This window comes from Ligilactobacillus salitolerans (assembly GCF_003864415.1).
GTDB classification, from domain to species: Bacteria; Bacillota; Bacilli; order Lactobacillales; family Lactobacillaceae; genus Ligilactobacillus; species Ligilactobacillus salitolerans.
The window spans coordinates 15,559-41,636 of the sequence record NZ_BFFP01000009.1; the positions used below are offsets into that span (position 1 = coordinate 15,559).

Sequence of the window (26,078 nt, forward strand, 5' to 3'; positions counted from 1 at the left end):
GCATCCTGAAAAAAATGCTTCTTTTTTGAAAATAAATTCTCAAACTTTCAGAAAACATGTTATACTATCAGTGTGTTAAAAATGTCACTTAATGAGAAAGGACGATATATTGTGTCAATTACACAAAATCATCAAAAAGTTATCTTAGTCGGCGACGGAGCTGTTGGTTCCAGTTACGCATATGCCATGGCTATTCAAGGAATTGCAGAAGAAATTGGGATCGTTGACGTTATTAAAGAACGTACAGAAGGCGATGCCCTAGATCTGATCGATGCTACAGGCTACACTTACCCTAAAAAAATCTACTCAGCAGAATACTCAGATTGTGCAGATGCTGATTTAGTTGTTATCACTGCTGGTGCACCACAAAAGCCAGGTGAGACACGTCTTGACCTTGTCAGCAAGAACTTAAACATCTTATCTTCAATCGTTAAGCCTGTTGTTGATTCCGGCTTCTCAGGTATCTTTTTGGTAGCTGCTAACCCTGTTGATATCTTGACTTACGCTACTTGGAAATTCTCTGGTTTTCCAAAGGAACGTGTTTTAGGTTCAGGTACTTCTTTGGATACTGCACGTTTACGTGTCGCTATGTCAGATCTGACTAACATCAAAGATCCTCGTTCAATGCATGCTTATATCATGGGTGAACATGGTGACTCAGAATTTGCTGCATACTCTTCAGCAACGATCGGCGGCGTTCCTTTCTTAGATTGGGCCAATGAACACAACATTTCAGAACAGACTTTAGCAGACATGGAAAACGATGTCCGCAATAAAGCTTATACGATCATCCAAAAGAAAGGTGCTACTTTCTATGGTGTCGCAGCAGCCTTAGCCCGGATCTCCCGTGCTATCCTACGTGACGAAGATACTGTTTTGCCAGTTTCCGTCTATATGGATGGTCAATATGGGCTGAACGATATCTATATCGGAACACCTGCTGTTGTTAATGCTAGCGGTGTTAACCAGATCGTTGAAGTTCCTTTGAGCAAAAAAGAACAAGATCAGATGACTTCATCTGCTACAACTTTGAAAAAAGTTTTGAATGACGGTTTGGACAACTTGAAAAAGAGCCAAGCAAAATAATTAACAATTTAATTATTCACAAACAATGACTTAGGAGACTAGGTCATTGTTTTTTTGTACTCAGGCCATTATTTGTGTCCGCCAACACTTATTTGATAGTCAGCAGGCTGAAGAATATGTTATCATTGTTTTATAATCTTATTCGTTAAAGCGAGGAAAGCATATGCTGTTAAAAACTCTGATCAAACCAAAAAATGAACTGACTACTGTGCAAGAAGACTTCACATTAGCACAAGCCTTAGATGTTTTAGAAGATTCTGGCTACCGGTGTGTGCCGATCTTAGATAAGACCGGCAAGATTTTCCGCGGCAACATCTACAAAATGCACATCTACCGCCATAAATCACGCGGCGGCGACATGGCTTTGCCTGTCACCCACCTGCTAAAGAACGCCACTAAATTTATTTCCTTAGATTCTGCTTTCTTCAGCGTCTTCTTTACGATCCGTGACCTGCCTTACATTACTGTCTTGGATGAGAAGAATAACTTCTATGGCATCCTGACACATAACAGATTACTGGAAATGCTGTCACAATCTTGGAACGTCAACATCGGCAGTTACGTTTTGACCGTTGTTTCCAGTGATGAGCGCGGAGATCTGGTCGAGATGTCTAAGATCATCACTAAGTATACCTCAATTTCCAGCTGTATTACTCTTGACGTCCAAGCCGGTGAATTAGTCCACCGAACCATGTTCACCTTACCAGCTGATGTCACTAAAGAAAAACTAGATAAGATCGTCGCTAATCTTGAACGTAAAAACTTCAAAGTTCCAGAAATCGAGGACCTGCAAGCATAATTTGCAATATAAAATAACTCTCTGCCAGCAGTTAATTGGCAGAGAGTTATTTTTTGAGCTCTTGATCCTTTTGGACCGGATTATTTTTCAGCTTGGCTGACCTCGATCACGAGGTCAACGAAATCCCGTTTCGGATGAAAATCATCATGAACAATATAAGTCACTTTGAAAACCTTCCATTGGACTTGATTTTCGCCGAGGAGCAAAAAGTCTCCGGCATGCGGCACGAATGGCAACTCGACCGTCATTTTCCCTGAACCCTTTTGCAGTGGTGCATTAGCATTGATCTGTGCCCGAAACATGCTTATTTTCCTCCTTTATCATTTGTTCTTGCAAACTTCAAACCGGCTGGTCATTTTTATCCCTGATCCAGGCAGGAAAGAAAGCAGTCATTTTTCTATGTATTTCACTGCAAATCAGCGCTTGCTTTTATGTACTGGGGATAAACCCACACTGACCTCGAGAGCCTGGTCGATCAAATTCATATTATGTGCGTCTAACCGCATGATTTTTTCACGCAAGCGTTGTTTATCGATCGTTCTGATCTGTTCTAACAGAACTACCGAGTCGCGTTCCAGACCGCCATGCGACTTTTTCAGGCCAACATGGGTCGGCATCTTAGGCTTGGCGATCTTCGAAGTGATCGCTGCAATTATCACCGTTGGGCTAAATTTATTTCCGACATTATTCTGAATGATCAAAACCGGCCGCATCCCACCTTGTTCTGAGCCAACCACTGGCGAAAGATCTGCGTAATAGATATCGCCACGTTTAATTTCCTTTTCTGTCATTCACTGTCCCCCCTTTCTTCTTACATTCTTAATTAAATTACACTTAAATCTTTATCGCAAGGCAAAAATTCCTGACAAAGCGCTTCATTGATCTCAGCCATCTCACAATATCCCAAAGCCAAGCTCCGCATTTCGCCCCATCTGTGTATTACCTGCTCCCACAATACATGATCGTCAAAAAGCTCCTGTTCAGTGAGCGAAAAATAATCACAGCACATTTGATACTCCTGCTGACTCAGTACTTCTTGTTGTGCTTCACCATTCTTATCTTGCATAAGCTCCCCCACCAATATCTCTATCAAGTGACTTAAATCATACCACTTATTTCACAAAAATTAAACTGCGACGATTTAATGGATCATCATTATTCAAGCTGGTGCTTGCATGAAAACCAGGGACACTTTTATTTTTTCGCCTGATTTCAAACATCATTTTCCCTGTTTTTCCAGACATATTGCCGCTCAACCCGCTCAGTTAACGCACTAAGGATCTCATAGTGGATCGTCCCGGCATGTTCTGCTGCCTTTTGAGCTGTGATTACTTGCCCATTATTTTTTCCGATCAAAGTCACTTTCGTTCCCAGTTCAAACCGCTGCGGCAGGCGTACCATGAACTGATCCATACAAACGCGGCCGATGATCTCACAATATTTGCCGTCAACCAGCACAGAAAAGCCCTGCATCCGCCGGGACCAACCGTCGGCGTAACCCAATGGGACCGTCCCGACCCACTCATTATTTTGCGCGGTGTACGTCTGCCCGTAACCAACTGAATCTCCCGCTTTGATCTGTTTAACTGCTACAAGCTGGCTGACTAATTCAAGTGCCGGCTGCAGGTTCCTTGGCTCTTTCAATTCTGTCCCAGAAGGATTCAAGCCATACATCCCGATCCCATAACGAATGATATTTCCTTGATACTGCGGATGCCAAAAAGCAGCGGCAGTATTAGCAAAATGAACGTAACGTGGGCGCTTTTTGACGACAGCTAACATTTGTTCCAAAGCAACAGTCTGTTTCTTTAAATAGCTTTGGTCCGCAGTATCTGCGGTCGCAAAGTGGGTAAAGATCCCTTCAAAGTCAAATTGCTCTGGCAGCTGATTCACAGCTGCTAATGCTGCAGTCAGCTCTTCTGCGGTCCGAAAACCAATTCGCCCCATCCCAGTATCAAGAGCTAAATGAATTTTCAATTTCAGCCCAGCTTGTTTTAAGAACGGCGCTGCCTGCTCAAAAAAAGCAACATCGCCGACTGCAGCAGCTAGGTCATTTTGCGCCATTAGCACAGCTTCCAAGGGACTATTTACACCCAAGATCAAGATTGGCTGAGTAAAACCGGCTTGGCGCAAGGCTAGACCTTCATCGATCAGGGCGACGCAAAAACCGGCTGCTCCTGCTTGACTAGCCGCCTGAGCAACTGGGATCAAACCATGACCATAAGCATTGGCTTTCACAACTGCGAATAATTCTTGCTGTGAAGTCAGGTGTTCACTTTCCTCTTTCACATTATGATAAATCGCTCCCAAGTCAATGACAGCCTTAGTTCCTCTATGTCTTCCCGTGACCATAATTCCACCAATCTTTCCTTATCGTTCTAATATTACTTCAGTCATTACCAGTTGCGCTGTGTGCGAGATCGAAACCAGCACATTGACATCGTCTTTGAGCAAGGGACACACAGCTTGCGGCTTGCCTGCTTGATCTGACAAGATCTCGATATCTTGAAAACCGATTTTTTTGCCAATTCCTGTCCCGTAAGCCTTGCTGAAAGATTCCTTAGCCGAAAACCTGCCGCCGAGAAATTCAACTTGTCTGCGCGGGACCAGCGCTTGGTATGCTTCCATCTCATTTTCTGTCAGTACTCTGCGAGCAAAGTGGCTGCTTTTATCACTGGCACTTCTGATTCGATCTAGGTCAGTGATGTCCACTCCCAATCCGATAATCATGGATCGTCCTCCTCATCCGCATTAGTTTCTTTTTATTTTAGCAAAATTTTCAGTGAATGTTTAGTTTCTGCCCAACAAATTTTTGTGCATAGAAAAAAGCCGTCAACAAGATGTTAACGACTTCGTGTCAAACTATTTCTTTCTGATCGTATATTTTCTCTTAGCTGATTGATCACGATCATACTTCTTTTTTGAGCGGCCTTTGTTGCCATATCCGCCGCCGTTATGTCCGCTGCGATGATCATTATACTTACCACCGCCGCGACGACCATGATTGTAGCCGCCAGAGGAACGTTTGCCCTTCTTGTGCGGCAATGGTCGTTCAGGTGTGATCTTGACTGGTACGTTTTGAGCGTCATCTTTAGTCAGCTCATTCAACAAAGCAGCCGCGATCTGTTTAGCATCATATTTCTCGAGAAGCTCTTCTGCTTGTGCCTCATACTTGTCGCTATCAGAGTCTTCGATCAGATCTTTAACTGCATCCAACGCGGATGAAACTTGGCCAATAAAAGCTTCTTGCTCTGTCGGCGGCTTCAAAGGCGACATCCGTTTCTTAGTCAGACGTTCGATCACGCGCAGATAATCCATTTCATTTGGTGTCACGAAGGTGACAGAAACTCCATGATGTCCTGCACGACCGGTCCGTCCGATCCGATGAACATAACTTTCAGGATCTTGCGGAATATCATAGTTATAGACATGCGTCACACCTGAAATATCCAGTCCACGTGCAGCCACGTCAGTCGCTACTAAGATATCCAATTTACCGGCTTTAAACTTATTCATGATCGACATGCGACGCTGTTGAGTCAAGTCACCGTGAATCCCGGCAGCGTTGTAGCCGCGAGCTTCCAAGCCCTTGGATAATTCATCGACCCGTCGTTTGGTCCGGCCGAAAATGATCGTTAGTTCAGGTGCTTGAACATCAATGATTCGCGTCATTGTATCGAATTTTTCAAATTCACGTGCTTTAACATAAAATTGATCGACCAAATCGGTGGTCAGCTCTTTAGCCTTGATCTTAACCACACTTGGATCTGTCATGAATTTCTCGCCGATCCTTAGGATCTGTTTAGGCATGGTGGCTGAAAAGAGCAAAGTCTGTCTTTCATCTGGAACAGCGGAAATGATCGACTCGATATCTTCTAAGAAGCCCATATCCAACATTTCATCAGCTTCATCCAAGACCAACGTCTGAACGTGACTGAAATCAACTGTTTTACGACGCATATGGTCTAACACACGTCCGGGTGTCCCAACCAAGATCTGCGGTGGGTTCCTAAGGTTCTGGATCTGGCGTCTGATGTCGGCGCCGCCGTAAACAACTTGAACTTTCCCCCGCTTGTCCTTACTTAAACGGAACAGTTCTTCTTGCGTCTGGATCGCTAATTCACGCGTGGGCGAGATTACCACAGCTTGGATCTGATGTTTAGCTGTATCCATGCGCTGGATGATCGGCAAACCAAATGCTGCTGTTTTCCCCGTACCTGTCTGTGCTTGTCCGATCACGTCTTGTCCCTTTAAAACCAGAGGGATAGTTTCCTCTTGGATCGGTGTAGCTTCTTCAAAGCCGCTGCGCTTAATGGCCTTTAAGATATCGGCATCTAAGCCTAATTCACTAAATTTCAAATACTTCTTCCTCCTACACTGCTTGTTGCAGTTGTTACCGACCTGGATTCTTTTGCAGGTCTAACTTTACAACACAGTTTGTTGGAGTCTTCCTACTTCTGTCTTGCAAAGTCGCTATATTAAATACGTATCCTTAAAATAGTAGCACTATTAAAGATGTAAATCAACTATTAGTTAGCTGAGCCAAAACTTTTTCTAAGGCGATCCCATGACTACCCTTGATCATGACAATGTCATTACCGGTGAGTTCAGCCGACAGATCACGGGCTAACAATTCTTTATCTGCCACGCCATAGTGATGCAGATGTTCTGGTGCAAACTTGTTTTGCAAGCTATCCGCCAGGTTTTCCATCAGATCGCCGCATAAATAAACACTGCTGATCTGAGCTGGATCGATCACTTCTGCCAGACCCGCATGCATTGCCGGTGAGGCTTCACCCAGTTCAAGCATATCACCTAAGACGATGATCCTTTGACCATCAGTCTTGATTTGACTAAAGGCCTCGATCACTTTTTTAGCGGCGGTCGGGTTAGAATTGTAAACATCACTAAGGATCTTTTCCCCCTTGCTGCCTTGGACCCATTCAGCCCGGTTTTCAGTCACCCGTAAATCTCGCAAAGCATGCTGCATGCTGGCTGGATCGACCCGAAAAATTTGGCCGACGCTCAGTGCCGCCAAGGCATTATTGACATTGTAAGTGCCTAGCATTGGGATGCTGAATTTCAATCCAGGGTAACTTGCAACCTCAAATTCTGTCGAACTCTCATGGCCCACAATATTTTGCGCCTGCAAGTCATTTGTTTCTTGCAAGCCAAAAGTCAACTGCTGGTTGGAATTTTCTGCAGCCCGTGTCGTCAACAAAGGCTCATCGCCGTTATAAATGAAAAAGCCGTCTTCCTTTAGGCCATGAGTGATTTCCATCTTGGCATCGGCAATCTTGTCTCGGCTGCCAAAAAATTCAATGTGGGCTTCGCCAATCATCGTGATCACTGCTGCATCAGGCTCAACAAGCTGGCTGAGCAGCTCAAGCTGTCCTTTACGGTCCATCCCAAGTTCAACAACCAGAACTTCTGTATTCGGCTCCATCGTGAGGCATGTGATCGGGACCCCAATTTCATTGTTAAAATTGGCTGGTGTTTTTTGCACATGAAATCTGGTAGAAAGAACAGCCGCGGTCATATCCTTAGTCGTTGTCTTACCATTGCTGCCGGTAATAGCAACCACCCGTGGATTGATTTTTTGCAAATAATAATGACCTAGCTTTTGCAGAGCTTTTAATGAATCCGCAACTCTTAATCTGGGCAGGTCCACTGGTTCATTACCATGATCTGCTTGCCACAGAGTTGCAACAGCACCATTTTTTTTGGCCGCCTCAACATACTGATGCCCATCATTTTCCCCCATGAGAGGAATGAACAGTGCCCCCGCAGTGATCTTGCGCGAATCAAAACTAACGTTGGTGACCGTAATATCATCCCAGCTCGCATGCGGTTCAATTTCTAGTGCACGAGCAATTTCTGCTAATTGCATTTTCATAACTGATTTCTTCCCTTCGATCAATCGTCGGCTTCAAGCCGCGACACTCTTACCATTCGCTATTTTATCACAGAAAGGTCCTGTTTTAAATAAAGCAGCAGCCAAGCCGGACTTATTAAAAAAGCCCGAGTAAAAGTTGACTTTTACTCAGGCCAAAATCCGGTGCTTATTGTTAAATAAACAGAGCTCAAACACTCCACAATGTTGAAACTCAGGCACGCTGCATTCCGGCAGTAAAAAGTGTCCCGGTTCGATCAAACCGCTAGGCGCATCTGCGCAACGACTATTAGCCGTCCGGTTGTTCTCGACTCATCGCATAAATATAGCTTACTCTTAAAACTAAAATTTTTCAAGCTATTTTTTTAGTCTGTCTGGTTTCCTGCACTGCCAATATGCTTGTTCATAGTATGGTGTGGGATCCCGGCATCTAAAAAGCCTGCACCTTCAACTGTAAAACCCTGTTTTAAGTAAAACTTCTGTGCCTGATCTTGCGCACCCAAAGTCAGCCGGCTGATACCGTACTTCTTTCCAGTCCGCTCGATCTCAGCCAAAATTTGAGCTCCCACTTGTTGGCCTCGACAGCTTTTGATCACAGCGACCCGTTGGACATGCCAGGTTTGTGCCGCTTCTTTAAGCACACGCGCAGTAACTACCGGCTTTGCACCTAGATAGCCGACAAAATACAGCGGTCCCAATTCGCCTTGGAGCTCTTCATCTTGTGAAACATGCTGTTCAGTAACGAAGACCTCAGTTCGGATCCGAACTGCATCCGCGTAAACTTGGCTGTCTAGATCATGAGATTTTTTAAAAGTTAGCATTCAATCCCTCCCAAAAAGTGATGTCCAAAATAAAAACACCTTATTTCTTTAAATCTACTATACAACGACCTATAATGAAAGCGAGATGAGGAAGTCTCATGTTGTGCAATTGAAAAGAGGCGAAGAAACATGGCTAAAAAGCTCAGCAAGGAAGAACGCAAGGCTATGGCCCAAAAGGCTCTGGAAAAACGTGCTAAGCAGCCGCAAGCTGCCAAGGGCTCAGGTTTCGCTAAACTTGATCAGGATGCCAAAAAGCTTGGTTAAGCTTGGTTGCCACAATTCTTATCGGATCATTTGTACTTAGCGGTACAAAAAAGGATCGGCTGATCAGAACCGATCCTTTTTTATTTTTTTAATTTTAGTTTTGCACTGGATAAGAACTGCGTAAAAGTCTCAGCAACCGCTGGTTCATCTAAAATGTCAAAATAGATCTCGTCAAATGCTCCCGCAAATTCATTTCGCTCGATGACATCTTTAAAAAGCTTAGCGGTCATTGCGGGATCATTGGCAAAAGTCCCGCAGCCAAATGCGCCCAAGATGAGATTACGAACGCGCTCATTTTTAAAAGCACGCAGTGTCCGCAAAATTTTGTCATAAAGATCGACTTCCACGTGCTGCCTGCTGATGGGCAGACCAGCCTTTTGCATCGCAGCCAAATTGGGAGCTGCGATCGAAACAAAATCAGGATAATGATAATGATTCGCCAGACCATACTCCCGTTCATCGCGCAAAACTTTAACGTGATGAGAGTAGATCAACGACCTGCTGTAGTAAAAGCCGTTGTCGTTACGGCGGTTAACGGCATAATAAGTCTGTTGAAACTTCATTAGTTCAGGATACAAAAAAGAATTACGACACAGCGTTTGCTCCTGCGCATTGATCCCATCCTGGAAGTGTCCGCCCGGTTGCAGCGGATCTGCAAAATTCATTACTCCCAGTGACTTGTCGTCAGAAAAGCGCGCGATTCGGGCCAAAACATTTTCTGCGCGCACTATGATCCGCGGTTTTTTGGTTCCCAGGGGGCTGGTTTCATCCTGGCGGTTGGTGATGAGCATTGAGTCTTGCCTAAGATGATTCATCTCAACTTGAAACAAATTCATCGCTTTATGTCCCAAAGCTTTCCGATAGACAAGCAGCTCATCTTCCTGACTCTTCTTAGTGTCGCCTATTTTTTCTGCCATACTGAATAGGTTAACCCCCCATATTGTTCCAATTTCTGCAGTGTCATCTCCGGCCGTTGTAAATCCGGGTCAAAGAGCGGGATGCCGCCGCCTAGCTGAACGGGCACGGTCGTGAGACGGATCTCATCGAGGGCATTAACGCTTGACAACTGGTTGATCACATCGGGACCGCCTAAGACCCACAGGTTGCATTGCAGCCGTTTCTGGATCCTCTGCCAGGCCTGTTTCAGGTCCCCTTTGACCAAGATGAGACTCTTGGGAGTTTGCAGTTTGGTGCGAGTCGCAACGATCAGCTGCATCCCGGATCCAGCCAGCTTTTTGACTTCGTCCCCATATTGCTCATACGCTTTCCTGCCTAATAAAACCGCTCCGCAATCTTTAGGAGCTAACAACTCGACTCCAGCTGGAACAAACTCTTGGTAATACTGACGCAGCAGTGAGGTGCTGCCGTTGATCGCACATGCATAGCCGTCCACACTGACCATTACTGAAAGAATAATTTTACCTGCTGCCATCGCTCATCTACCCCACCTAATTTGATTCTTACATCACTAATTTTACACTACCTCTGCTGAGAAAAATAGCCATTTATTAACGCCCTTAACTTTTAGGACGATCTTGTCAGCTTCACTGACCGATCTGTTTAATGTCCGTTCTATTAATAATATTATGCCATATAATAGAAAAGAATACATTTTCAACAACTGGTTAAACACCCTTGTGACTGAAATCTCGCCAAAGAAAGAAGGCTCTTCTAAAATGACAAATTGCCCTTTTGCAGCCTCTGTACCGGCGAAGCTGACCCTGCCGGAAATCTACCAACGTCTGAAAGTCCACAACCCTCGCTAGAGAAAAAAATCATCCTGCCTGATCAGGTCACAGGCAGGATGATCAGACTTAGATGTAGACGATACTTATTTGGGCAAAGTTAACGTTCCCACGTAAATGAACCATGGTAGTCTTAAGCTCAGGTTTTGCAGGGAGATCGATCGAACTGACACTATAGTCCAATTCATTGGAAATTTCCCACTCTTGCGGGATGAAAAGCTGGGCTTCTCCCATCATAACATTCAAGTTAATGGTCAACTCAGGTCCCGCCGGTTCAACGTCATCAAAAAAAGCCTTGAGTTCCCCCATACTAACATCAAAGGTGACCTCCTCTAAGTTTTTATTGTGCAGGTAACGCGTACTGGAAGAAACTTTATCCGCAAAAAACAACTTACTCTCATTATCATCATTATGCATGTCGCGGTGACGCTGATGAATATTTTTTTCAATATGAACCTCTTGCTTATTTCCCTGTCCATTGATAATTGTAACTCTGCTTTTGTGCCGGCGTTTTAAAAATGGGTGTAAGAGCAAGGAGAGACCAATATCAAACAAAAGCGCGATCAATAAGATCATCCAGGTTGAAAGCTGGGTCAAATGCAAGGGCACAGCATAAATAATGCTTAATCCGGCTAGCGAAAAAACGATCCCCGTCAACCATAAACTGACCAGACTAGTGATCAGCGTTGCTGCTAACAGCAGCGTCAGAACAAGGCTGGCTGGACTAAATGAATAAGAAAACCAGCCGACTTGACTTCCCAGTAAAACACCTGCTCCAATGAGGGCAAAGCTCCCCCAAAACCATCTGCTTTTTTTCAAATTAAACGACTCCTTTCATCTAAACGATGCTTGAATTCTTGGTAATAACTGCGCGAAACATATAGCTGCTTATGACTATTGCGAAATTTGACTAAATTTCCGCGTAAAGAATGATCAACAGAAAAAATCTGTTTTAAATTAACGATTGTTGATTTGGAACTCCGCACGAAGACACGCGGCAGGCTTTCTTCAAGTTCATAAAGTTTGAGTGAAGCAGCATATGTACTCTCTGCTGTATGTGCGATCACCTTTCGGTCTGCTGTTTCAAAAAATAAAATCTTATCCAGGTCCAGAAAATAGCGCACACCTGCTTGATAAAAATCGATTTGCGGTGCCGTTTTCACTTGGCGCGAAATTTCTTTGACTGTTTGCGCTATGTGTTCGTCTAGCCGCGGTGTTCGGATCACGATTTCCGTGTCAGCTAGTTTTTCATCAACTTCAACTTTGATTTTCACTCGTTTCCCCCCGCTTCCACCTGACAATAATTTAATTTAACTATGAAAGTTGGCAAAAAGAAAGTCCTCTGACGTATCTGGTATTAATTCCTGCCTAAGAAGTCAAAAAAAGAGAGCAAAATTCTTAGTTTTCTAAGAACTTTACCCTCTTTAAGTTACTATTTTTGTTATTCGACGTTTAAGATCCACAGGAAAATCAAGAAGACAAAGAACATCGCATACATCAAAGCAGGAACCTCTTTACCGCGTTTAGCCGCCACCATGGTGATCGGATACAAAACGAAGCCCAAGGCTAACCCGTCAGCGATACTATACGTCAAGGGCATTCCAGCGATGATCAAGAACGAAGGGATCGCGATCTCCATCTCATTCCAAGAAATTTTGGCCATGTTTTGAGCCATCAAGACGCCCACGATGATCAGTGCCGGTGCAGTCACTTGGGAAGTGACAACACCCAATAATGGTGAGAAGAACATGCCGACAATAAAGAGCAGGCCGGTGACAACCGCAGTCAATCCCGAACGGCCGCCAACAGCGATCCCAGCAGATGATTCAACATATGCCCCGACTGGAGATGTCCCGAATAAGGAACCGGCTAACATCGCAGTCGAATCGGAGATCAAAGCTTTCCCAGCACGCGGCATTTTGTTGTCTTTCATGAATCCGGCTTGCTGAGCCAAACCGACCAAGGTCCCCGCCGTATCAAAGAAAGTAACCAGCAAGAACGTCAAGACGACCACAACCATTTGTAAGGAGTTAATATCACCCACATGTTTTAACGCGACTAAGAATGTTGGCGACATGCTTGGAATACTTGAAACAAAGGTATGCGGCATCGAAATAAAGCCTGTCGCAATTCCAAAGATCGAAGATAAGATCATCCCAATAAAGATCGAACCCGGCACGTTAAGGACCATCAAGATCACTGTCACGATCAAACCAAAGATCGTGACCCAAGTTGAACCCGAAAGCGAACCTAAGGTGACCAAAGTTGATTTATCCCCGGCGATGATCCCACCGCCTTGCAGACCGATAAAAGCAATGAACAACCCGATCCCGGCTGAGATCGCGTATTTCAAATCGGCAGGAATGGAATCGATGATTTTTTCACGCAATTTGAAAACCGTCAATAAAATAAACAGCAGTGATGCCACAAAAACCCCGGCCAATGTTGTCTGCCACGGGATCTTCATGCCAATGCAGACAGAGTAAGCGAAGAAAGCGTTGATCCCCAGACTTGGCGCCGTAGCGATCGGGTACTTGGCAAGAACTCCCATTAAAACGCAGCCTAAAGCACTCGAAAGAGCAGTTGCCGTAAAGACTGCTCCCTTGTCCATACCGGATGCGCCTAAGATCGAAGGATTAACGAATAAAATATATGCCATCGAAATAAAAGTCGTAAAACCGGCCAAAACCTCTTTTTTGATCGAAGTGTGCAACTTCTCCATACCAAAAAATGAAACGATTGAATTTTTCATACTAAACTCCTTTTTAGATTGCAGACCTGATCTGACCTTAAGCTGGCGTCAACGGAAAAATTCTGGCAAAGTTTCTCTATGTACAGTTTGCCCTGCCCGTTTTTGGCTGTTTGTCTCACCAAGCTGCATGAGCTGTTAAAGACTAGGTACAAAACTCTCTTGTTCTGAACGAAGCCCCTCTTTCAAGAGCTAAACACGAACATTATTGCTAGATGTCGCTCTCACAAAACACTGTATACTATACTACTTAGATAATTAAATGTAAATATCCGTTTCGAACTTTAGAAAGTTCGTCTTTTTGGTAACGTTCCCCAGTGCAGCTCTTGCAAAAAAATGCTAGACTAGATGAGAACATTCACTAACGAAAGGTTAATCTAGCATGAACCAAAATTCAATTGGGATCCGGCAAATGGTGGAGTTTATCCTGCGTGGGGGTGACTTGAACCCGGCAACAGCCCGCTCGCAAAATACCGCTCAAGAAGGAGCACGGATCCACCGTAAATTACAAAAAGACTGGGAGCAAAGCTGCAAAAGTGAAGTCTATCTGAAAAAAAACTTCCAAGTGGCAGATAATGAATGGACTATTCATGGCCGGGCAGATGCCATCCATCAAGTCGATGAAGTTTATGATGAGATCCGTGAAATCAAAACTTCGACTTTAGCATACGAGGAACTGAGTCAAAATACCTTAACTCTTTATTTTGGGCAAGCGAAAGTTTACGCCCACATTTTAATGGAACAAAATGATCTAGACGAACTGAAACTCTCCCTTTATTATTTTCAAACCAGCACTGAACAACTAACGATCAAAAGCATCAACTACACCCGTGAACAAGCAGCGGAATTTTTCACTGAACTGACGGCCGAATTTGCCTGGTGGATAGAATTTAAAGCTCAATTACGCACTAAACGCAATGCTTCTTGCCACAAGTTAAGCTTTCCTTTCAACGAATATCGCAAAAATCAACATCAATTGGCTGGGGCAGTCTATAAGTCGATCCATCTGCACAAACGCCTCTTCGTTGAGGCCCCGACCGGCACTGGCAAAACAATTTCAACTCTCTTTCCGGCAGTCAAGGCTTTAGGGGAAAAAGAAGCAGAACGGATCTTTTACTTAACTGCCAAACAAAGTACCCGCAAGGTTGCAGAAGAAGCCGGACAGTTAATGGAAGAAAAAGGTGCGATCCTCAAAGCAGTCACACTCACTGCCAAGGATAAAATCGTTTTTCCAGAAGAAAAAGATGTCGCGGATACTGAAAACCCCTACTTTTTAGGCTACTATGACCGCCTGAAACCTGCTTTAAAGGATATCTTGGCCAATGAGACGCTCATGTCCCGTGCAGTCATTGAGACATATGCACGAAAACACAATATCGATCCCTTCGAGTTTTCCTTGGATGTCAGCCTTTTTTGCGATTTAATTATCTGCGACTATAACTATCTTTTCGACCCGCAAGTGTACCTGCAGCGTTTCTTTACAGACAAAGACGAAGCAAATATCTTTTTGATCGATGAAGCTCACAACTTGGCAGACCGCGCACGGTCAATGTACACCAAAGAAGTCTCATCAAACCATCTTGCCAACTTGCTTTCCAGCTGTCAGGCTCAACCCAAGGCGACTGCCCGGCTGACCAAAAAGCTGGAGAAGTTAGCAACACAATTTGAAACTCTGAAGGATCCGCTGCGTAATTATCAGCAGGAGTCGCTGATCATTGAAGAAGAACTCGATGGTCTGACGCAAAAACTGACGCAACTGACTGACTATCTTTCAACTTGGCTGCAGGAAAATCCTGAATCAAGCCTGCATGATGAGGTACTCGACTTTTTCTTCGAATGTCGCAGTTACCTTAAGATCAGCGAGTTTTACGGCCCAGAATTTAGAACTAGGCTGCAATATGACTCTGCAGCCAAAAGTCTGAGAGTTAAAATTTTCTGCCTAGATCCCAGCCGTTTAGTTGATCAGCAGCTTAAACTGGGCGGCAGCAGCATTCTTTTCTCCGCCACGCTTTCTCCGTTAGGTTATTACCAAGAGATTTTAGGCGGAGAAAAAAACAGTCTGGCTTACCAACTGCCTTCCCCTTTTGCACCAGAAAAATTGGCTGTTATAACTACGCAATATATTCAGACGACTTATAGGAAAAGAGAGGCTAACCAAGCCAAAGTCCTCGGCGCGATCCATGAGCTGACACAGGCTAAGATTGGCAACTACCTAGTTTTCCTGCCGTCGTATTCATATCTCAAGCAGATCTGCCTGGCTTATCAGGAACAATATCCTGGAGAAAAAGTGATCTGGCAGGAAAATGAAATGGACGCTAACGCGCGGGAACAATTTTTGACAACTTTCACAGCACATCCCACCGAGTCCTTAGTCGGTTTCGCAATTTTGGGAGGGATTTTCAGTGAAGGTATCGACCTTAAAGGGGAGCGTTTAAGCGGTACAGCCATCATTAGTGTCGGCTTGCCGCCCAGCGATCCGGAACTAGATGCCTTAAAAGATTATTACACAGCTCAGGGAAAAGACGGTTTTCAATATGCCTACCAGCTGCCCGGAGTCAACAACATCTTTCAAGCTGCCGGGCGTGTGATCCGTGGTCAGCACGATACCGGGGTAGTCTTGCTGCTTGATGAGCGCTTCACTCAAACACGCTACACCAGATTCTACCCTGCGCACTGGCAAAATTATCAGATTTTACACGATCAAAATGAACTGACCAGTACTCTGCACGGCTTTTGGCAAACACAGGAAAAAAAGCAGCAGCTTTCTGAACATTAAGCTCCAAAAAACGGTCCCCGCACCCTAGCCGCATTTAGCGGACAGTGCCGGAACCGTTTTTTATTTATTTTCAATTTCAATTCGGGGCTTAACTTTGCTTAACTATCCATGGAGCTTTTCTTGTTAAAGAAGAAAGTTTTTAATGACCCTGGATCTCTTCTAAACTTAAAGTACAGATAAATACAGAAAAGCAAGGCACCAGCAAAGTCACACAGTAAATCGGTCATCGTGTCCATCAAAGCAGCCCGGCCAACTTTAGGGTGACCATTCAGGAGATAACGCTGCAGGTTCATCCCGAAACTATCACAGGTAAATTCATATAATTCCCATAGCACCCCGCATAAAAGCGAAAAACAAAATGCATAGAAAATTACGAAAGTCCTTGAGATCTTAGCTTGGATCTCGGGTGTGACCAAGACAGCAAATAAAGCTAAGCCCAGACAAACCTCTAAACTCGAACTGACTAAATGTAAGCCCTTGTCCCAAAAAGCAAAGCGATAAAAATGCTGCAGCGTCCCCAGATAAACCGAAGCAAATAAAAAGGTGATAAAAAAAGCATATAATTGCCTAGGCACCTGATAATTAAGCTTATTGGCAACCCAGACTGGGAAAAAGCCAACGATAATCCCGGCTATGATCTCGATAATGAGTAAAATTGCCTGCCCTTTGCCACTCGACCCGCTTGCAAAATATTGCATAAAAGCTAAGATCAAGGCAAAAAACATCAGCACCTCATAAACCCAAGCCAAGCCCTGACTGAACGAAAACTTCTGGATAAATTTTTTCATTGTCTGCTTTTGCACCAACCTTTCCCGATCCAGATCCTATTTAAATCATAACGAATTTTAGCAAATGTGCAAATTTCAAACACGAACTGCTCAGTTATTTAATTCAATTTTGACCCCAAGTACAAGGAATGTGCTTATTAACCAACGTCCGTGTCAGCCTTAAAAGGCCCATGTAAGCAGCACTAATTCAATAGCGTTAGGACTTTTCCTCGGATGAACGAGTGAATCATAATAAACACTAGCGTTCTGCCATCTATCATTCTTTTTGACGTTTTTCATAACCAAAGTATACTACTCCTGCGGTAAAAGCGGTTGCAATTAGTGCTGCAGATCAGGCAAGGAAACAGGACTCGTTTCCTTGCCTCTTTTCAAAAAAACACCTGGATCCAACTTGGATTCAGGTGAAATAAATTTCTGCTTATTCTTGAGCAAAACCGTATTTTTTGTTGAAACGATCGATCCGACCATCGACTTGGTTGAACTTCTGACGTCCTGTATAGAAAGGATGTGAATCACTGGAAATTTCAACCCGGATCAATGGGTAAGTCTCGCCTTCAAATTCAATCGTTTCGCTTGAGTTCTTAGTTGAACCAGAAACAAACTTGTAGCCTGTTGCTGAATCCATAAAAACTACTGGATGATATTCTGGATGAATTCCTTTTTTCATTATAATACTCTCCTTTGCCCTGAGTCATTTGCTGAGACAGAGTTGATTTTTCATTGTATGCATATGACAACAATTAACATAGTACCATGAATATCAAGGGTACGCAATCATTTTCGCCAAAATTAAAAGACTGCGGTCAACCCAAACTGACAGTCATTTTTAGTCCAAGAAAAACAGTTTTCCCTAAAAACGACTGGGTTTATCCGCGACGATTACGTCCCTTAGCGGTCAGTTCCCACTTAGAAGCTTGCGCATAAAATTCTTCGTTGTTTTTCGTTTGTTTGATCAACCGCAAGACCTGCGGTGTATCATTTTCCGGTTCTCCGCTCATCATTTTGCGCAGCTTCCAGATACTGTTTAATTTTTCCGTTCCCAGCAACAGTTCTTCTTTTCTAGTCCCGGATCTTTTAATATCGATCGCTGGGAAAGTTCTCCTCTGGGCAAGCGAACGATCAAGCTGAAGCTCCTGGTTACCGGTACCCTTAAATTCTTCAAAGATAAAATCGTCCATCCGACTGCCGGTATCTATCAGGGCGGTCGCTAAAATCGTCAAACTGCCCCCTTCTTCGATGTTTCTAGCCGCGCCAAAGAAACGTTTAGGTTTGAACAAAGCAGCTGGATCGATCCCGCCAGACAGGGTCCGGCCGCTAGGTGGTTCAACCAAGTTATAGGAACGTGTTAATCTGGTCAAAGAATCAAGCAAGATCACGACATCTTCTTTTTCTTCTACCAGCCTCTCTGCTCGTTGCAAAACAAGTTCGGCGACCCGCACGTGATTTTCCGGTTTCTGATCAAAAGTCGAGTAAACGACTTCCCCCTTGATCGTTCGTTCCATCTCCGTGACCTCTTCTGGGCGCTCATCGATCAAAAGCATGATCAATTTAGCCTGCGGATAATTGGTCGAGATCCCTTCTGCGATCTGAGCCAGCAAGTTAGTCTTGCCGGTCTTAGGCGGTGCGACGATCAAGCCCCGCTGCCCAAACCCAATTGGAGCAAAGGCATCGATCACACGCGGAGCCAACCTGTCTTGGGTTGTTTCAAGCTGGATCTGCCGGTGCGGAAAAAGAGGTGTCAGTGCCGGAAAATGCGGCCGCTTCTTCGCAACTTCAGGATCCTTGCCGTTCACTGAATCGACATGCATCATTCCGTAATACCGTTCGTTTGTTTTCGGGGCACGAACTTTACCGGCAACTAAATCGCCGCTGCGTAACCCAAAACGTCGGATCTGAGAAGCAGAGACGTAAATATCTTCCTGCGAAGGACCATAATTGATCGGACGCAAAAAGCCATAGCCTTCATCATGAGAAACAATGTCCAAGACACCATTCATATAATAAAAGCCCTCTTCTTGTGCCTGTGAACGAATGATCGCCAATGATAGTTCTTTTTTGTTCATCTGACTATAATAAGGGATCTTATATTCACGAGCATAATTATAAATTTCTTTGAGCGTTTTGTGCTCCAAGTCTGTCACTGTTAAATTTTCGGACATTTTGTGCTCCCTCACTCGGTCTCAAGCTCATCAGCTGCGGTCAAAACCCGCAGTTCGACATGCAACCCGTGAAATTTCTGCACGATATTATCATAACCGCGCAAGATATTATCAGCTTTTAAAATCGTTGTTTGCCCCTGGGACATTAAAGCTAGGCCAACTAAAGAAACCCCAGCGCGGATCTCATCTGCTTCAACGGTAGTTCCAACTAAGGTTTTGGCTGGAGCGACCGTGATCATTCCATCCTTGCTCTTGATGTTACCGCCCATTCTAGTCATTTCTGAGATATGTTTAATTCGTTCTGGGTATAAAGTATCGATGATCGTCGAGGTCCCGCGTGCTTTCATTAACAAAGGTGTGATCGGCTGCTGCAAGTCCGTGGCAAAGCCCGGGAATGGCGAGGTTTTGATCGTGATCGGTGCCAGGGTATCACCGCCCGGAATATAGACACTATCCTCATCAATTTCAAGCGTGACACCCATTTCCTGCAATTTGGCAATAAATGGGTCGAGATGTTCTGGGATCACGTTTTTAACTAAAACTCCGCGACCGATTGCTGCAGCAAAAGCCATATAGGTCCCTGCCTCGATCCGATCTGGGATGATCGTATGTGTATTCCGCGCGTTGAGGTGCTCCACACCTTCAACTCTGATTTCATTAGTCCCAGCGCCTCGGATATGCGCTCCCATGTTGTTTAAAAATGTCGCTAGGTCGATAATTTCTGGTTCACGAGCAACATTTTCCATGATCGTAGTCCCCTTAGCTTTAACTGCAGCTAACAAAACATTGATCGTCGCCCCAACAGAGACCAAGTCAAAGAAGATCCGTGCACCTTGCAAACCTTCGGGGCCCGTAGTGATCTCAACAGAATTTCCTTTTTTGGCAACTTTAGCACCTAAGGCTTCAAAACCTTTAATGTGTTGGTCAATTGGACGGGGGCCGATGTTATCACCGCCGGGGAAGCCAACTGAAGCGCGTCCAAATTTACCCAGCAAGGCACCCATGAAATAGTAAGAGGCACGCAAACTTCTGATCGCGTCTCCAGGTAATGGGTTAGGCTGGATCTGGGTCGGGTCAATATCCAAAATGCCATGGCTAAAAGATGAGCTGACATTCATTGATTTTAAAATTAACATTAAATTGTGAACATCTAAAATGTTTGGAACTGAATCGAATCTAACAGGAGTATCAGCCAAGATTGCGGCTGGGATCAAGGCAACAGTACTATTTTTGGCACCGCCAATAGTAACTTCGCCGGACATTTGCTGTCCGCCTTGGACAATCATTTTTTTCATTTGTATAAGTCCTCACCAATATAAAAAGCAATTATTAATATCATCATCATAAAATGCACGCTTAATCGCTGGATCAGCTTCAGCGTACAGAAAGGCAAAGAAAAGTGCCTTATTTCATAATACAAGATACTAATAATTGTTTCAATTGATTTTACCAAGTTATCTTAAATTTTGTAGAATTAGTCTCGTTGAACCATGTCTTTTTTTCTTTCAAAGCACTTTTTAATTACGAACGGTAGTGAAGAAATTAGAGCCGTGCCGACTTGGAACGCATAAATTTTAACAATGCATCCTCTTCTTCTTTAGTCGGAACTGCCCCAGTCATCGATTTAAAACCATGGATCTTTTCCACAGTAAAATGACTTGCCAACGCGAATTCAGCGTCGGTCAAATGTTGTTTTGACTGAAAAGTAATGATTTTTTCCGCGATGTTATTAAGCCCCTGCTTATTTTGCATTAGGATCATCCTCCCTGAATAACTGACCTTCACTTTCTTCGCCTTCAGCATAGCACATTTTTCCGTCACTGCCTAAATTTAAGCGCACGTTTCAAAACTAAAAATTAGGGCTGTTTTTGCCCAAAAAAAGAGCTTAAAGATCGAAGTTGATCTCTAAACTCTGCTTCTAGCAATATTACTTATCAAAAAGTCTTCTCTGCTTGATTTGACCAATTAGCCTTGAGCACTTGCTTTTACAAATTCTGCGAACAAGCCTTCTGGTTTCTGCGGCCGAGAAATAAATTCCGGATGATACTGAGATGCCACGAAAAACTTATGCGAAGTGAGTTCAACCACTTCTACCAAATGGTTATCTGGTGATGTCCCAGCAAATGTCAAACCATTTTCTGTTAAGACCTCACGGTAAGCATTGTTAAACTCATAGCGATGACGGTGGCGTTCTTCGATCAGTTCAGCACCATTGTACGCAGCTTGGGCACGGGTGCCGGAAACCAGCTTGCAAGGATACAAACCAAGCCGTTGAGTCCCACCCATGTTTTCAATATCGGCTTGGTCTGCCATCAGATCAATAATGTTGTTCTTGCATTTAGGATCGACCTCGGTCGAATTACTGTCTTCAAGTCCAGCAACGTCACGAGCAAACTCGATGCATGCCAGCTGCATTCCTAAACAGATCCCCAAGAACGGAACATTATTTTCACGTGCATAACGGATCGCCTGGATCATTCCCTCCAAACCGCGATCACCAAACCCGCCTGGTACCAAAATACCATCGTAAGCACCTAATTGGTCGGCAACGTTGTCTGCGTCCATCTTTTCAGCATCAAAATAATCGATCTGAACATCCTTTTTGATCTGATAACCAGCATGCTTCAAGGCTTCGTTCACTGAAATATATGCATCCGGTAAAGAAGTATACTTGCCGACCAGGGCGATCTTGACTGTACCGTTCAAGCTGTTGACAGTTTCTAACAGATCAGACCAGTTCGACATATCGGCTGCTGGCGTTTCAAGGTGCAATTTCTGACAGACAATTTCATCCATCCGCTGTGCTTTGAGATTCATTGGGATCTCATAGAGCGTCGAAACATCGCGCGATTCGATCACAGCTTCCGGTTCCACGTCACAGAAGTTGGAGATCTTGTTCCGCATTTCCTGGGAAATAGGTTTTTCGGTCCGCAAAACTAAAATGTTTGGCTGAATCCCTAAACCACGGAGTTCTTTGACACTATGCTGTGTCGGCTTGGTCTTCATTTCGCCGGCAGCGTTCAGATATGGGACCAAAGTCGTATGGATGTATAAGACATTTTCAGCACCGACATCAGCTTTCATTTGACGCAAAGCTTCCAAGAATGGCAGGGATTCAATATCACCAACAGTCCCGCCGACCTCAGTGATCACAACGTCAGCATCAGTTGTCGTCCCAGCGCGCATGATCTTTTCTTTGATCATATCGGTAATATGCGGGATCACCTGGACCGTGCGCCCTAAGTAATCACCACGCCGCTCTTTTTTGATCACTTCTGAATAGATTTTACCCGTAGTTACGTTGGAATACTTATTCAATCTAATATCAATGAAGCGTTCATAGTGTCCAAGGTCTAAGTCAGTTTCAGTACCATCATCTGTGACAAAAACTTCACCGTGCTGATAAGGACTCATCGTGCCTGGGTCAACGTTGATATATGGATCAAATTTTTGAATCGTTAACTTTAAACCACGATTTTTCAGTAAACGTCCCAACGAAGCAGCAACGATCCCCTTACCTAAAGACGATACCACTCCGCCAGTTACAAAAATATATTTGGTCATTATAAATGCCTCTCCTTTGATTAAATTGCGGGGTAAATTAAAATAAAAAAGAAATAAGCTCCCTATCCGCAAAGGAATAGGGAGCTTATTTAACCGCTCATTTGACTTCAAACATCGTCTGAAGCGCCCAAACAGTATAATACAGAACAAATCTGCATCCGTCAAGTAAAAACATTATAAATCTACTTCAAGGAGCAGCCAGCGCTTAATTTTCGCTGTCATCCTCATCTTCATCGTCGTCATCATCAAGTTCAGACAACTGACCTTCGATCCCGTCTGGCAATTCATCTTCATCGTCGTCATTTGAATCATCGATGTCGCTAAGATCTTTACCATACTCTTTTAGCTCTTCGGACTCATCATCAGAATCATCGTCATCTTCATCATAATCTTGATCTTCTGGATCATCGTCATCATAATCGATCACATCATCATCGTCAGTCTCATCGTCCAGAAATGCATTGACCTTTTTGCGACTCTTGCGTTTTGGACGTTCTTCATCATCTTCATCCTCAGAATGAACAAGTGCTTCATCGATCGATTCGTATGGGTACCATGAACGTAAACCCCACAGATTATCGCCTAAAGAAATGAAACTGCCGTCAACGTTTAAATCGGTATAGAATTGCGGCAAACGATCACGAATTTCTTCGTCACTCTTACCCAAGAACTGCTGAATTTCATTGGTTAGATCCGCAAAAGCCATCACATCGCCTTTTTGGTTTAAAATTGCCCGTGCCACTTCGATCATTGATAGTTCTGTTTTATTAGCGCCGTTAAACTTTTCTAGCTCCAAACTGGTACACGTCCTTTCCACAGTTTACTCCTCATCATACAATATCAAGCTGTAAATTGCAATCGAATTTTATACTCGCCCAGTTCCTGTCCCTGTGAGAACAGACCATAATCGATCGAGATCTTTCCGCGGACCGGATAATCTCCCAGTGTAATGTTCATCCGGGGAGTGACGGTCGTTAAAGGCAGGTCGCCATATGGGGTCTGATAGTGTGCTTCCAGCTGGTGATCAACCACAAAAAACATCCGTGAACGATTTTCGCCCTGCTGGCGCGTGAGCTGAACCTCACCCTCACCGCTAAATTTAAAAGTAACAGTCGCCGCTTCGTTATCCTCTAAATTTTCTTGATAACGCAAATAGAATGTTTTACCAATATTAAAAAATTGTCCTGGGACGTCTTGGACCAGGTTTTGTGTTTCCCCATCCTGAATACTCTGGGTTTCAAGGTGGATCATGACTTCAGATTTTTCTGTGCGTGCCGTTTTGATCAATCCCTTCGAGAATTCCTCGCTCATACTGCTGCACAAAATAACAACAGTCTGACTTAATAATTTAATTCTATTATATAGCCTTGTCTGTGGTTTCAAAAGTCTTTCGTCTGAAATTCACTCTAAGCATTGTCCTATTGGTGATCAACGGCGATTCTAGTAGACAAGGCGGATAAGATAAACTAAACTCAAGTTAACTAGTCTAAACCAGCTTGACTCGCGGCAGCTATCAGCGTTGCGCCTGTCCAAGCTTTTAAATCAGCAAATTAAAGGGGGAAATTCAGTTTGCATTATTATATTCAAAAACTCCCAATGGAAAAAGTATTACGCGATCCGATCCACAACCATATATTTATCCAGCACCAAGTGATCTTAGATCTGATCAACACCAGGGAATTCCAGCGTCTGCGCCGGATCAAGCAGCTGGGCACGACCAGCTACACCTTTCACGGAGCGGAACATTCACGCTTTTCCCATTCTGTAGGAGTATACGAGATCACCCGCCAGATCTGTGATCTTTTTGAAAGAAATTACCCTTCAGTGACGGATAACGACGGCCTTTGGAACGACGATGAGCGCATCGTTGCTTTATGTGCCGCCTTGCTTCACGATTTAGGCCATGGTCCCTATTCACATACCTTTGAACATATTTTCCAGACCAATCATGAGGCGATGACTACTAAGATCATCACGTCCCCTCAGACCGAAGTTAATCAGGTCTTACGTCAGGTTGGCCCAGATTTCCCGGCCAAAGTCGCCAGCGTGATCGAAAAAACTTACCCGAACCCGCAAGTTGTTCAAATGATCTCCAGCCAGATCGATGCAGATCGTATGGACTACTTATTACGGGATTCATACTTCACCGGCGCGAATTATGGTAATTTCGATCTCACCCGGATCTTACGTGTCATGCGGCCATACAAGGGCGGAATCACCTTTGACTTGTCCGGCATGCACGCCGTCGAAGACTACATTGTCAGCCGTTTTCAGATGTACCAGCAGGTCTATTTTCACCCGGTCTCCCGTTCGATGGAAGTTATCTTAAGTCATCTGTTAAAGCGGGCTCAGCATCTCTATGCCAAAGATCGTTTACAGCTCAAAGGCGCCTCCGAATTTTTAGTCCCATTTTTGACCGGTGACCATACCCTGACCAATTATTTAGAATTAGACGATGGGGTCTTAAATACTTGCTTTGCAGTTTGGCGTAATTCCGGCGATGAGATATTGAGTGATTTGGCCTGTCGCTTCTTAGACCGGCACCCATTAAAGTCTGTCAAGATCACTCCTGCTGCTGAAAAATACCTGCCGACTTTAGAAAGTCTGATCAACCAAGCGGGATATCCGCCAGAATATTACATGGATACCAATGACAGCTATGATTTACCCTATGATGCCTATGACCCCAGCGCCAGCAAACCGCGCACGCAGATTGAATTGAGCCAAGAAGACGGCAGCCTAGTGGAATTATCCGCTGTTAGTCCGCTGGTCAAATCGATCACCGGCAAGGTTTCCGGCGACAACCGCCTCTTCTTTCCCCGTGAAATGCTGGCCATGACGGACCAAAATGATTTATTTGCGCCAGTCTATGCTAAATTCAAGCAATATATCCACAATGGCGCAGTCGTCAAGCCCAGTTAAAAAGCTTTTAAATGATGAAGTGCCCCGCAACCGTTCAAAAAACGATTACGGGGCACCTCATTGCTTTAGCGTTGCTTAAGCTGTTATTAAAATTGCACACACGATCAGCCAAACACCGAGCAAGACACTATTCACGGAAAATTTATCCCAGTGCAGCGGTCGATTTTTGCGACTGCCGACTTCATGCACATTAATTTTACGTGCCTGATATTCTTCCGCGGTTTCACCCCGCCGCTGATGTTGAAACCAACCGGTCATCAAACTCGCATGGACCAAGATATCCCCGACAGCTAAGCACACTAAGGCCAGTCCGGACATGAAATAGATATCGGAAAAAAGGATCCGCAGTTTCAGCACTGCTGCCAGGACCGCGGCTAGTGCGCTTACTACTAGCACGGTCAGATCCAGCTTGACCAAAACCTGCTCTTTAAACTTATTCATTTAGTTTCCACCACATTCGCTCTAGTTTCTAATTCATACAGCATGTCTGCATTATATCATGAAAAGCTGCC

The 26,078-nt window shown here is 44.3% G+C and carries 27 protein-coding genes; 5 read left to right on the forward strand and 22 right to left on the reverse strand.

Annotated elements, in window-relative coordinates:
- Window positions 1-111: 111 nt before the first annotated feature.
- Both LFYK43_RS03845 and cbpA read left to right on the forward strand, forming a co-directional pair.
- Window positions 112-1,086 carry an L-lactate dehydrogenase gene (locus LFYK43_RS03845; RefSeq protein WP_124975619.1) on the forward strand — a complete coding sequence of 325 codons (975 nt, stop codon included), beginning with the start codon at window positions 112-114 and terminating at the stop codon, window positions 1,084-1,086.
- Between the two features lie 163 nt (window positions 1,087-1,249).
- The gene (gene cbpA / locus LFYK43_RS03850; RefSeq protein ID WP_124975621.1) at window positions 1,250-1,885 is read left to right on the forward strand and encodes a cyclic di-AMP binding protein CbpA; all 636 of its coding nucleotides are present in this window, start codon (window positions 1,250-1,252) and stop codon (window positions 1,883-1,885) included.
- Between the two features lie 80 nt (window positions 1,886-1,965).
- Here cbpA and LFYK43_RS03855 read toward each other — a convergent pair whose 3' ends face one another.
- The 8 genes from LFYK43_RS03855 to LFYK43_RS03890 all read right to left on the reverse strand — a co-directional run bounded on the left by LFYK43_RS03855 (window position 1,966) and on the right by LFYK43_RS03890 (window position 8,599).
- Window positions 1,966-2,187, reverse strand: coding sequence for a hypothetical protein (locus tag LFYK43_RS03855; protein WP_124975623.1), 222 nt, complete (start codon window positions 2,185-2,187; stop codon window positions 1,966-1,968).
- Between the two features lie 114 nt (window positions 2,188-2,301).
- Complete coding sequence (locus LFYK43_RS03860; protein WP_124975625.1) at window positions 2,302-2,676, reverse strand: type II toxin-antitoxin system PemK/MazF family toxin; 375 nt, start codon at window positions 2,674-2,676, stop codon at window positions 2,302-2,304.
- A gap of 32 nt (window positions 2,677-2,708) precedes the next feature.
- Window positions 2,709-2,951, reverse strand: a complete 243-nt coding sequence (locus LFYK43_RS03865; protein WP_124975627.1) for a hypothetical protein — start codon at window positions 2,949-2,951, stop codon at window positions 2,709-2,711.
- 146 nt (window positions 2,952-3,097) lie between these two features.
- Window positions 3,098-4,237 (reverse strand): alanine racemase, encoded by a 1,140-nt coding sequence (gene alr / locus LFYK43_RS03870; protein ID WP_124975629.1) that lies wholly within the window; start codon window positions 4,235-4,237, stop codon window positions 3,098-3,100.
- A gap of 18 nt (window positions 4,238-4,255) precedes the next feature.
- Window positions 4,256-4,615 (reverse strand): holo-ACP synthase, encoded by a 360-nt coding sequence (gene acpS / locus LFYK43_RS03875; RefSeq protein ID WP_124975631.1) that lies wholly within the window; start codon window positions 4,613-4,615, stop codon window positions 4,256-4,258.
- 132 nt (window positions 4,616-4,747) lie between these two features.
- Window positions 4,748-6,244 carry a degradosome RNA helicase CshA gene (gene cshA / locus LFYK43_RS03880; RefSeq protein ID WP_124975633.1) on the reverse strand — a complete coding sequence of 499 codons (1,497 nt, stop codon included), beginning with the start codon at window positions 6,242-6,244 and terminating at the stop codon, window positions 4,748-4,750.
- Between the two features lie 163 nt (window positions 6,245-6,407).
- Window positions 6,408-7,781: a UDP-N-acetylmuramoyl-tripeptide--D-alanyl-D-alanine ligase gene (locus LFYK43_RS03885; protein ID WP_124975635.1), complete on the reverse strand. Its 1,374-nt coding sequence runs from the start codon at window positions 7,779-7,781 to the stop codon at window positions 6,408-6,410.
- A gap of 362 nt (window positions 7,782-8,143) precedes the next feature.
- Entirely contained in the window at window positions 8,144-8,599 is a 456-nt protein-coding gene (locus LFYK43_RS03890; protein WP_124975637.1) for a GNAT family N-acetyltransferase, read from the reverse strand.
- A gap of 129 nt (window positions 8,600-8,728) precedes the next feature.
- Here LFYK43_RS03890 and LFYK43_RS12955 point away from each other — a divergent pair, with 129 nt between their 5' ends.
- Window positions 8,729-8,863: a hypothetical protein gene (locus LFYK43_RS12955; RefSeq protein WP_268226891.1), complete on the forward strand. Its 135-nt coding sequence runs from the start codon at window positions 8,729-8,731 to the stop codon at window positions 8,861-8,863.
- 80 nt (window positions 8,864-8,943) lie between these two features.
- On the opposite strand, the gene LFYK43_RS03895 is transcribed toward LFYK43_RS12955, so the two are convergent.
- From LFYK43_RS03895 to LFYK43_RS03915, 5 genes are all read right to left on the reverse strand, one after another.
- Window positions 8,944-9,780: a TIGR02452 family protein gene (locus tag LFYK43_RS03895; RefSeq protein WP_124975639.1), complete on the reverse strand. Its 837-nt coding sequence runs from the start codon at window positions 9,778-9,780 to the stop codon at window positions 8,944-8,946.
- Window positions 9,765-10,295, reverse strand: coding sequence for a dihydrofolate reductase family protein (locus LFYK43_RS03900; protein WP_124975641.1), 531 nt, complete (start codon window positions 10,293-10,295; stop codon window positions 9,765-9,767). The genes LFYK43_RS03895 and LFYK43_RS03900 overlap by 16 nt, the downstream gene beginning before the upstream one ends.
- 382 nt (window positions 10,296-10,677) lie before the next feature.
- Entirely contained in the window at window positions 10,678-11,427 is a 750-nt protein-coding gene (locus LFYK43_RS03905; RefSeq protein WP_124975643.1) for a hypothetical protein, read from the reverse strand.
- Complete coding sequence (locus LFYK43_RS03910) at window positions 11,424-11,882, reverse strand: LytTR family DNA-binding domain-containing protein (RefSeq protein ID WP_124975644.1); 459 nt, start codon at window positions 11,880-11,882, stop codon at window positions 11,424-11,426. Before LFYK43_RS03910 ends, LFYK43_RS03905 begins: the two co-directional genes overlap by 4 nt.
- A 167-nt stretch (window positions 11,883-12,049) precedes the next feature.
- Complete coding sequence (locus tag LFYK43_RS03915; RefSeq protein WP_124975646.1) at window positions 12,050-13,360, reverse strand: NCS2 family permease; 1,311 nt, start codon at window positions 13,358-13,360, stop codon at window positions 12,050-12,052.
- Between the two features lie 379 nt (window positions 13,361-13,739).
- Here LFYK43_RS03915 and LFYK43_RS03920 point away from each other — a divergent pair, with 379 nt between their 5' ends.
- Complete coding sequence (locus tag LFYK43_RS03920; protein WP_124975648.1) at window positions 13,740-16,133, forward strand: ATP-dependent DNA helicase; 2,394 nt, start codon at window positions 13,740-13,742, stop codon at window positions 16,131-16,133.
- A 98-nt stretch (window positions 16,134-16,231) separates the two neighbouring features.
- Here LFYK43_RS03920 and LFYK43_RS03925 read toward each other — a convergent pair whose 3' ends face one another.
- From LFYK43_RS03925 to LFYK43_RS03960, 8 genes are all read right to left on the reverse strand, one after another.
- Window positions 16,232-16,921, reverse strand: coding sequence for a DUF2238 domain-containing protein (locus LFYK43_RS03925; protein WP_124975650.1), 690 nt, complete (start codon window positions 16,919-16,921; stop codon window positions 16,232-16,234).
- Window positions 16,922-17,339: 418 nt separating this feature from the next.
- Window positions 17,340-17,588, reverse strand: coding sequence for a type B 50S ribosomal protein L31 (locus LFYK43_RS03930; RefSeq protein ID WP_124975652.1), 249 nt, complete (start codon window positions 17,586-17,588; stop codon window positions 17,340-17,342).
- 199 nt (window positions 17,589-17,787) lie between these two features.
- On the reverse strand, window positions 17,788-19,080 hold the full coding sequence (gene rho / locus LFYK43_RS03935; RefSeq protein WP_124975654.1) for a transcription termination factor Rho: 1,293 nt from the start codon (window positions 19,078-19,080) through the stop codon (window positions 17,788-17,790).
- A gap of 11 nt (window positions 19,081-19,091) precedes the next feature.
- The gene (gene murA, locus LFYK43_RS03940; protein WP_124975656.1) at window positions 19,092-20,375 is read right to left on the reverse strand and encodes a UDP-N-acetylglucosamine 1-carboxyvinyltransferase; all 1,284 of its coding nucleotides are present in this window, start codon (window positions 20,373-20,375) and stop codon (window positions 19,092-19,094) included.
- 247 nt (window positions 20,376-20,622) lie between these two features.
- Window positions 20,623-20,832, reverse strand: coding sequence for an LBP_cg2779 family protein (locus LFYK43_RS03945; protein WP_229717933.1), 210 nt, complete (start codon window positions 20,830-20,832; stop codon window positions 20,623-20,625).
- Window positions 20,833-21,045: 213 nt separating this feature from the next.
- Window positions 21,046-22,644, reverse strand: coding sequence for a CTP synthase (gene pyrG / locus LFYK43_RS03950; RefSeq protein WP_124975660.1), 1,599 nt, complete (start codon window positions 22,642-22,644; stop codon window positions 21,046-21,048).
- 205 nt (window positions 22,645-22,849) lie between these two features.
- Window positions 22,850-23,440 carry a DNA-directed RNA polymerase subunit delta gene (rpoE, locus tag LFYK43_RS03955; protein WP_124975662.1) on the reverse strand — a complete coding sequence of 197 codons (591 nt, stop codon included), beginning with the start codon at window positions 23,438-23,440 and terminating at the stop codon, window positions 22,850-22,852.
- 44 nt (window positions 23,441-23,484) lie between these two features.
- On the reverse strand, window positions 23,485-23,955 hold the full coding sequence (locus LFYK43_RS03960; protein WP_229717935.1) for a YwiB family protein: 471 nt from the start codon (window positions 23,953-23,955) through the stop codon (window positions 23,485-23,487).
- A gap of 258 nt (window positions 23,956-24,213) precedes the next feature.
- Here LFYK43_RS03960 and LFYK43_RS03965 point away from each other — a divergent pair, with 258 nt between their 5' ends.
- Window positions 24,214-25,566 (forward strand): HD domain-containing protein, encoded by a 1,353-nt coding sequence (locus LFYK43_RS03965; protein WP_439957201.1) that lies wholly within the window; start codon window positions 24,214-24,216, stop codon window positions 25,564-25,566.
- A gap of 75 nt (window positions 25,567-25,641) precedes the next feature.
- Here LFYK43_RS03965 and LFYK43_RS03970 read toward each other — a convergent pair whose 3' ends face one another.
- A complete protein-coding gene (locus LFYK43_RS03970) occupies window positions 25,642-26,007 on the reverse strand; it encodes a hypothetical protein (protein ID WP_229717937.1) in 366 nt (121 codons plus the stop codon).
- Window positions 26,008-26,078 lie beyond the last annotated feature (71 nt).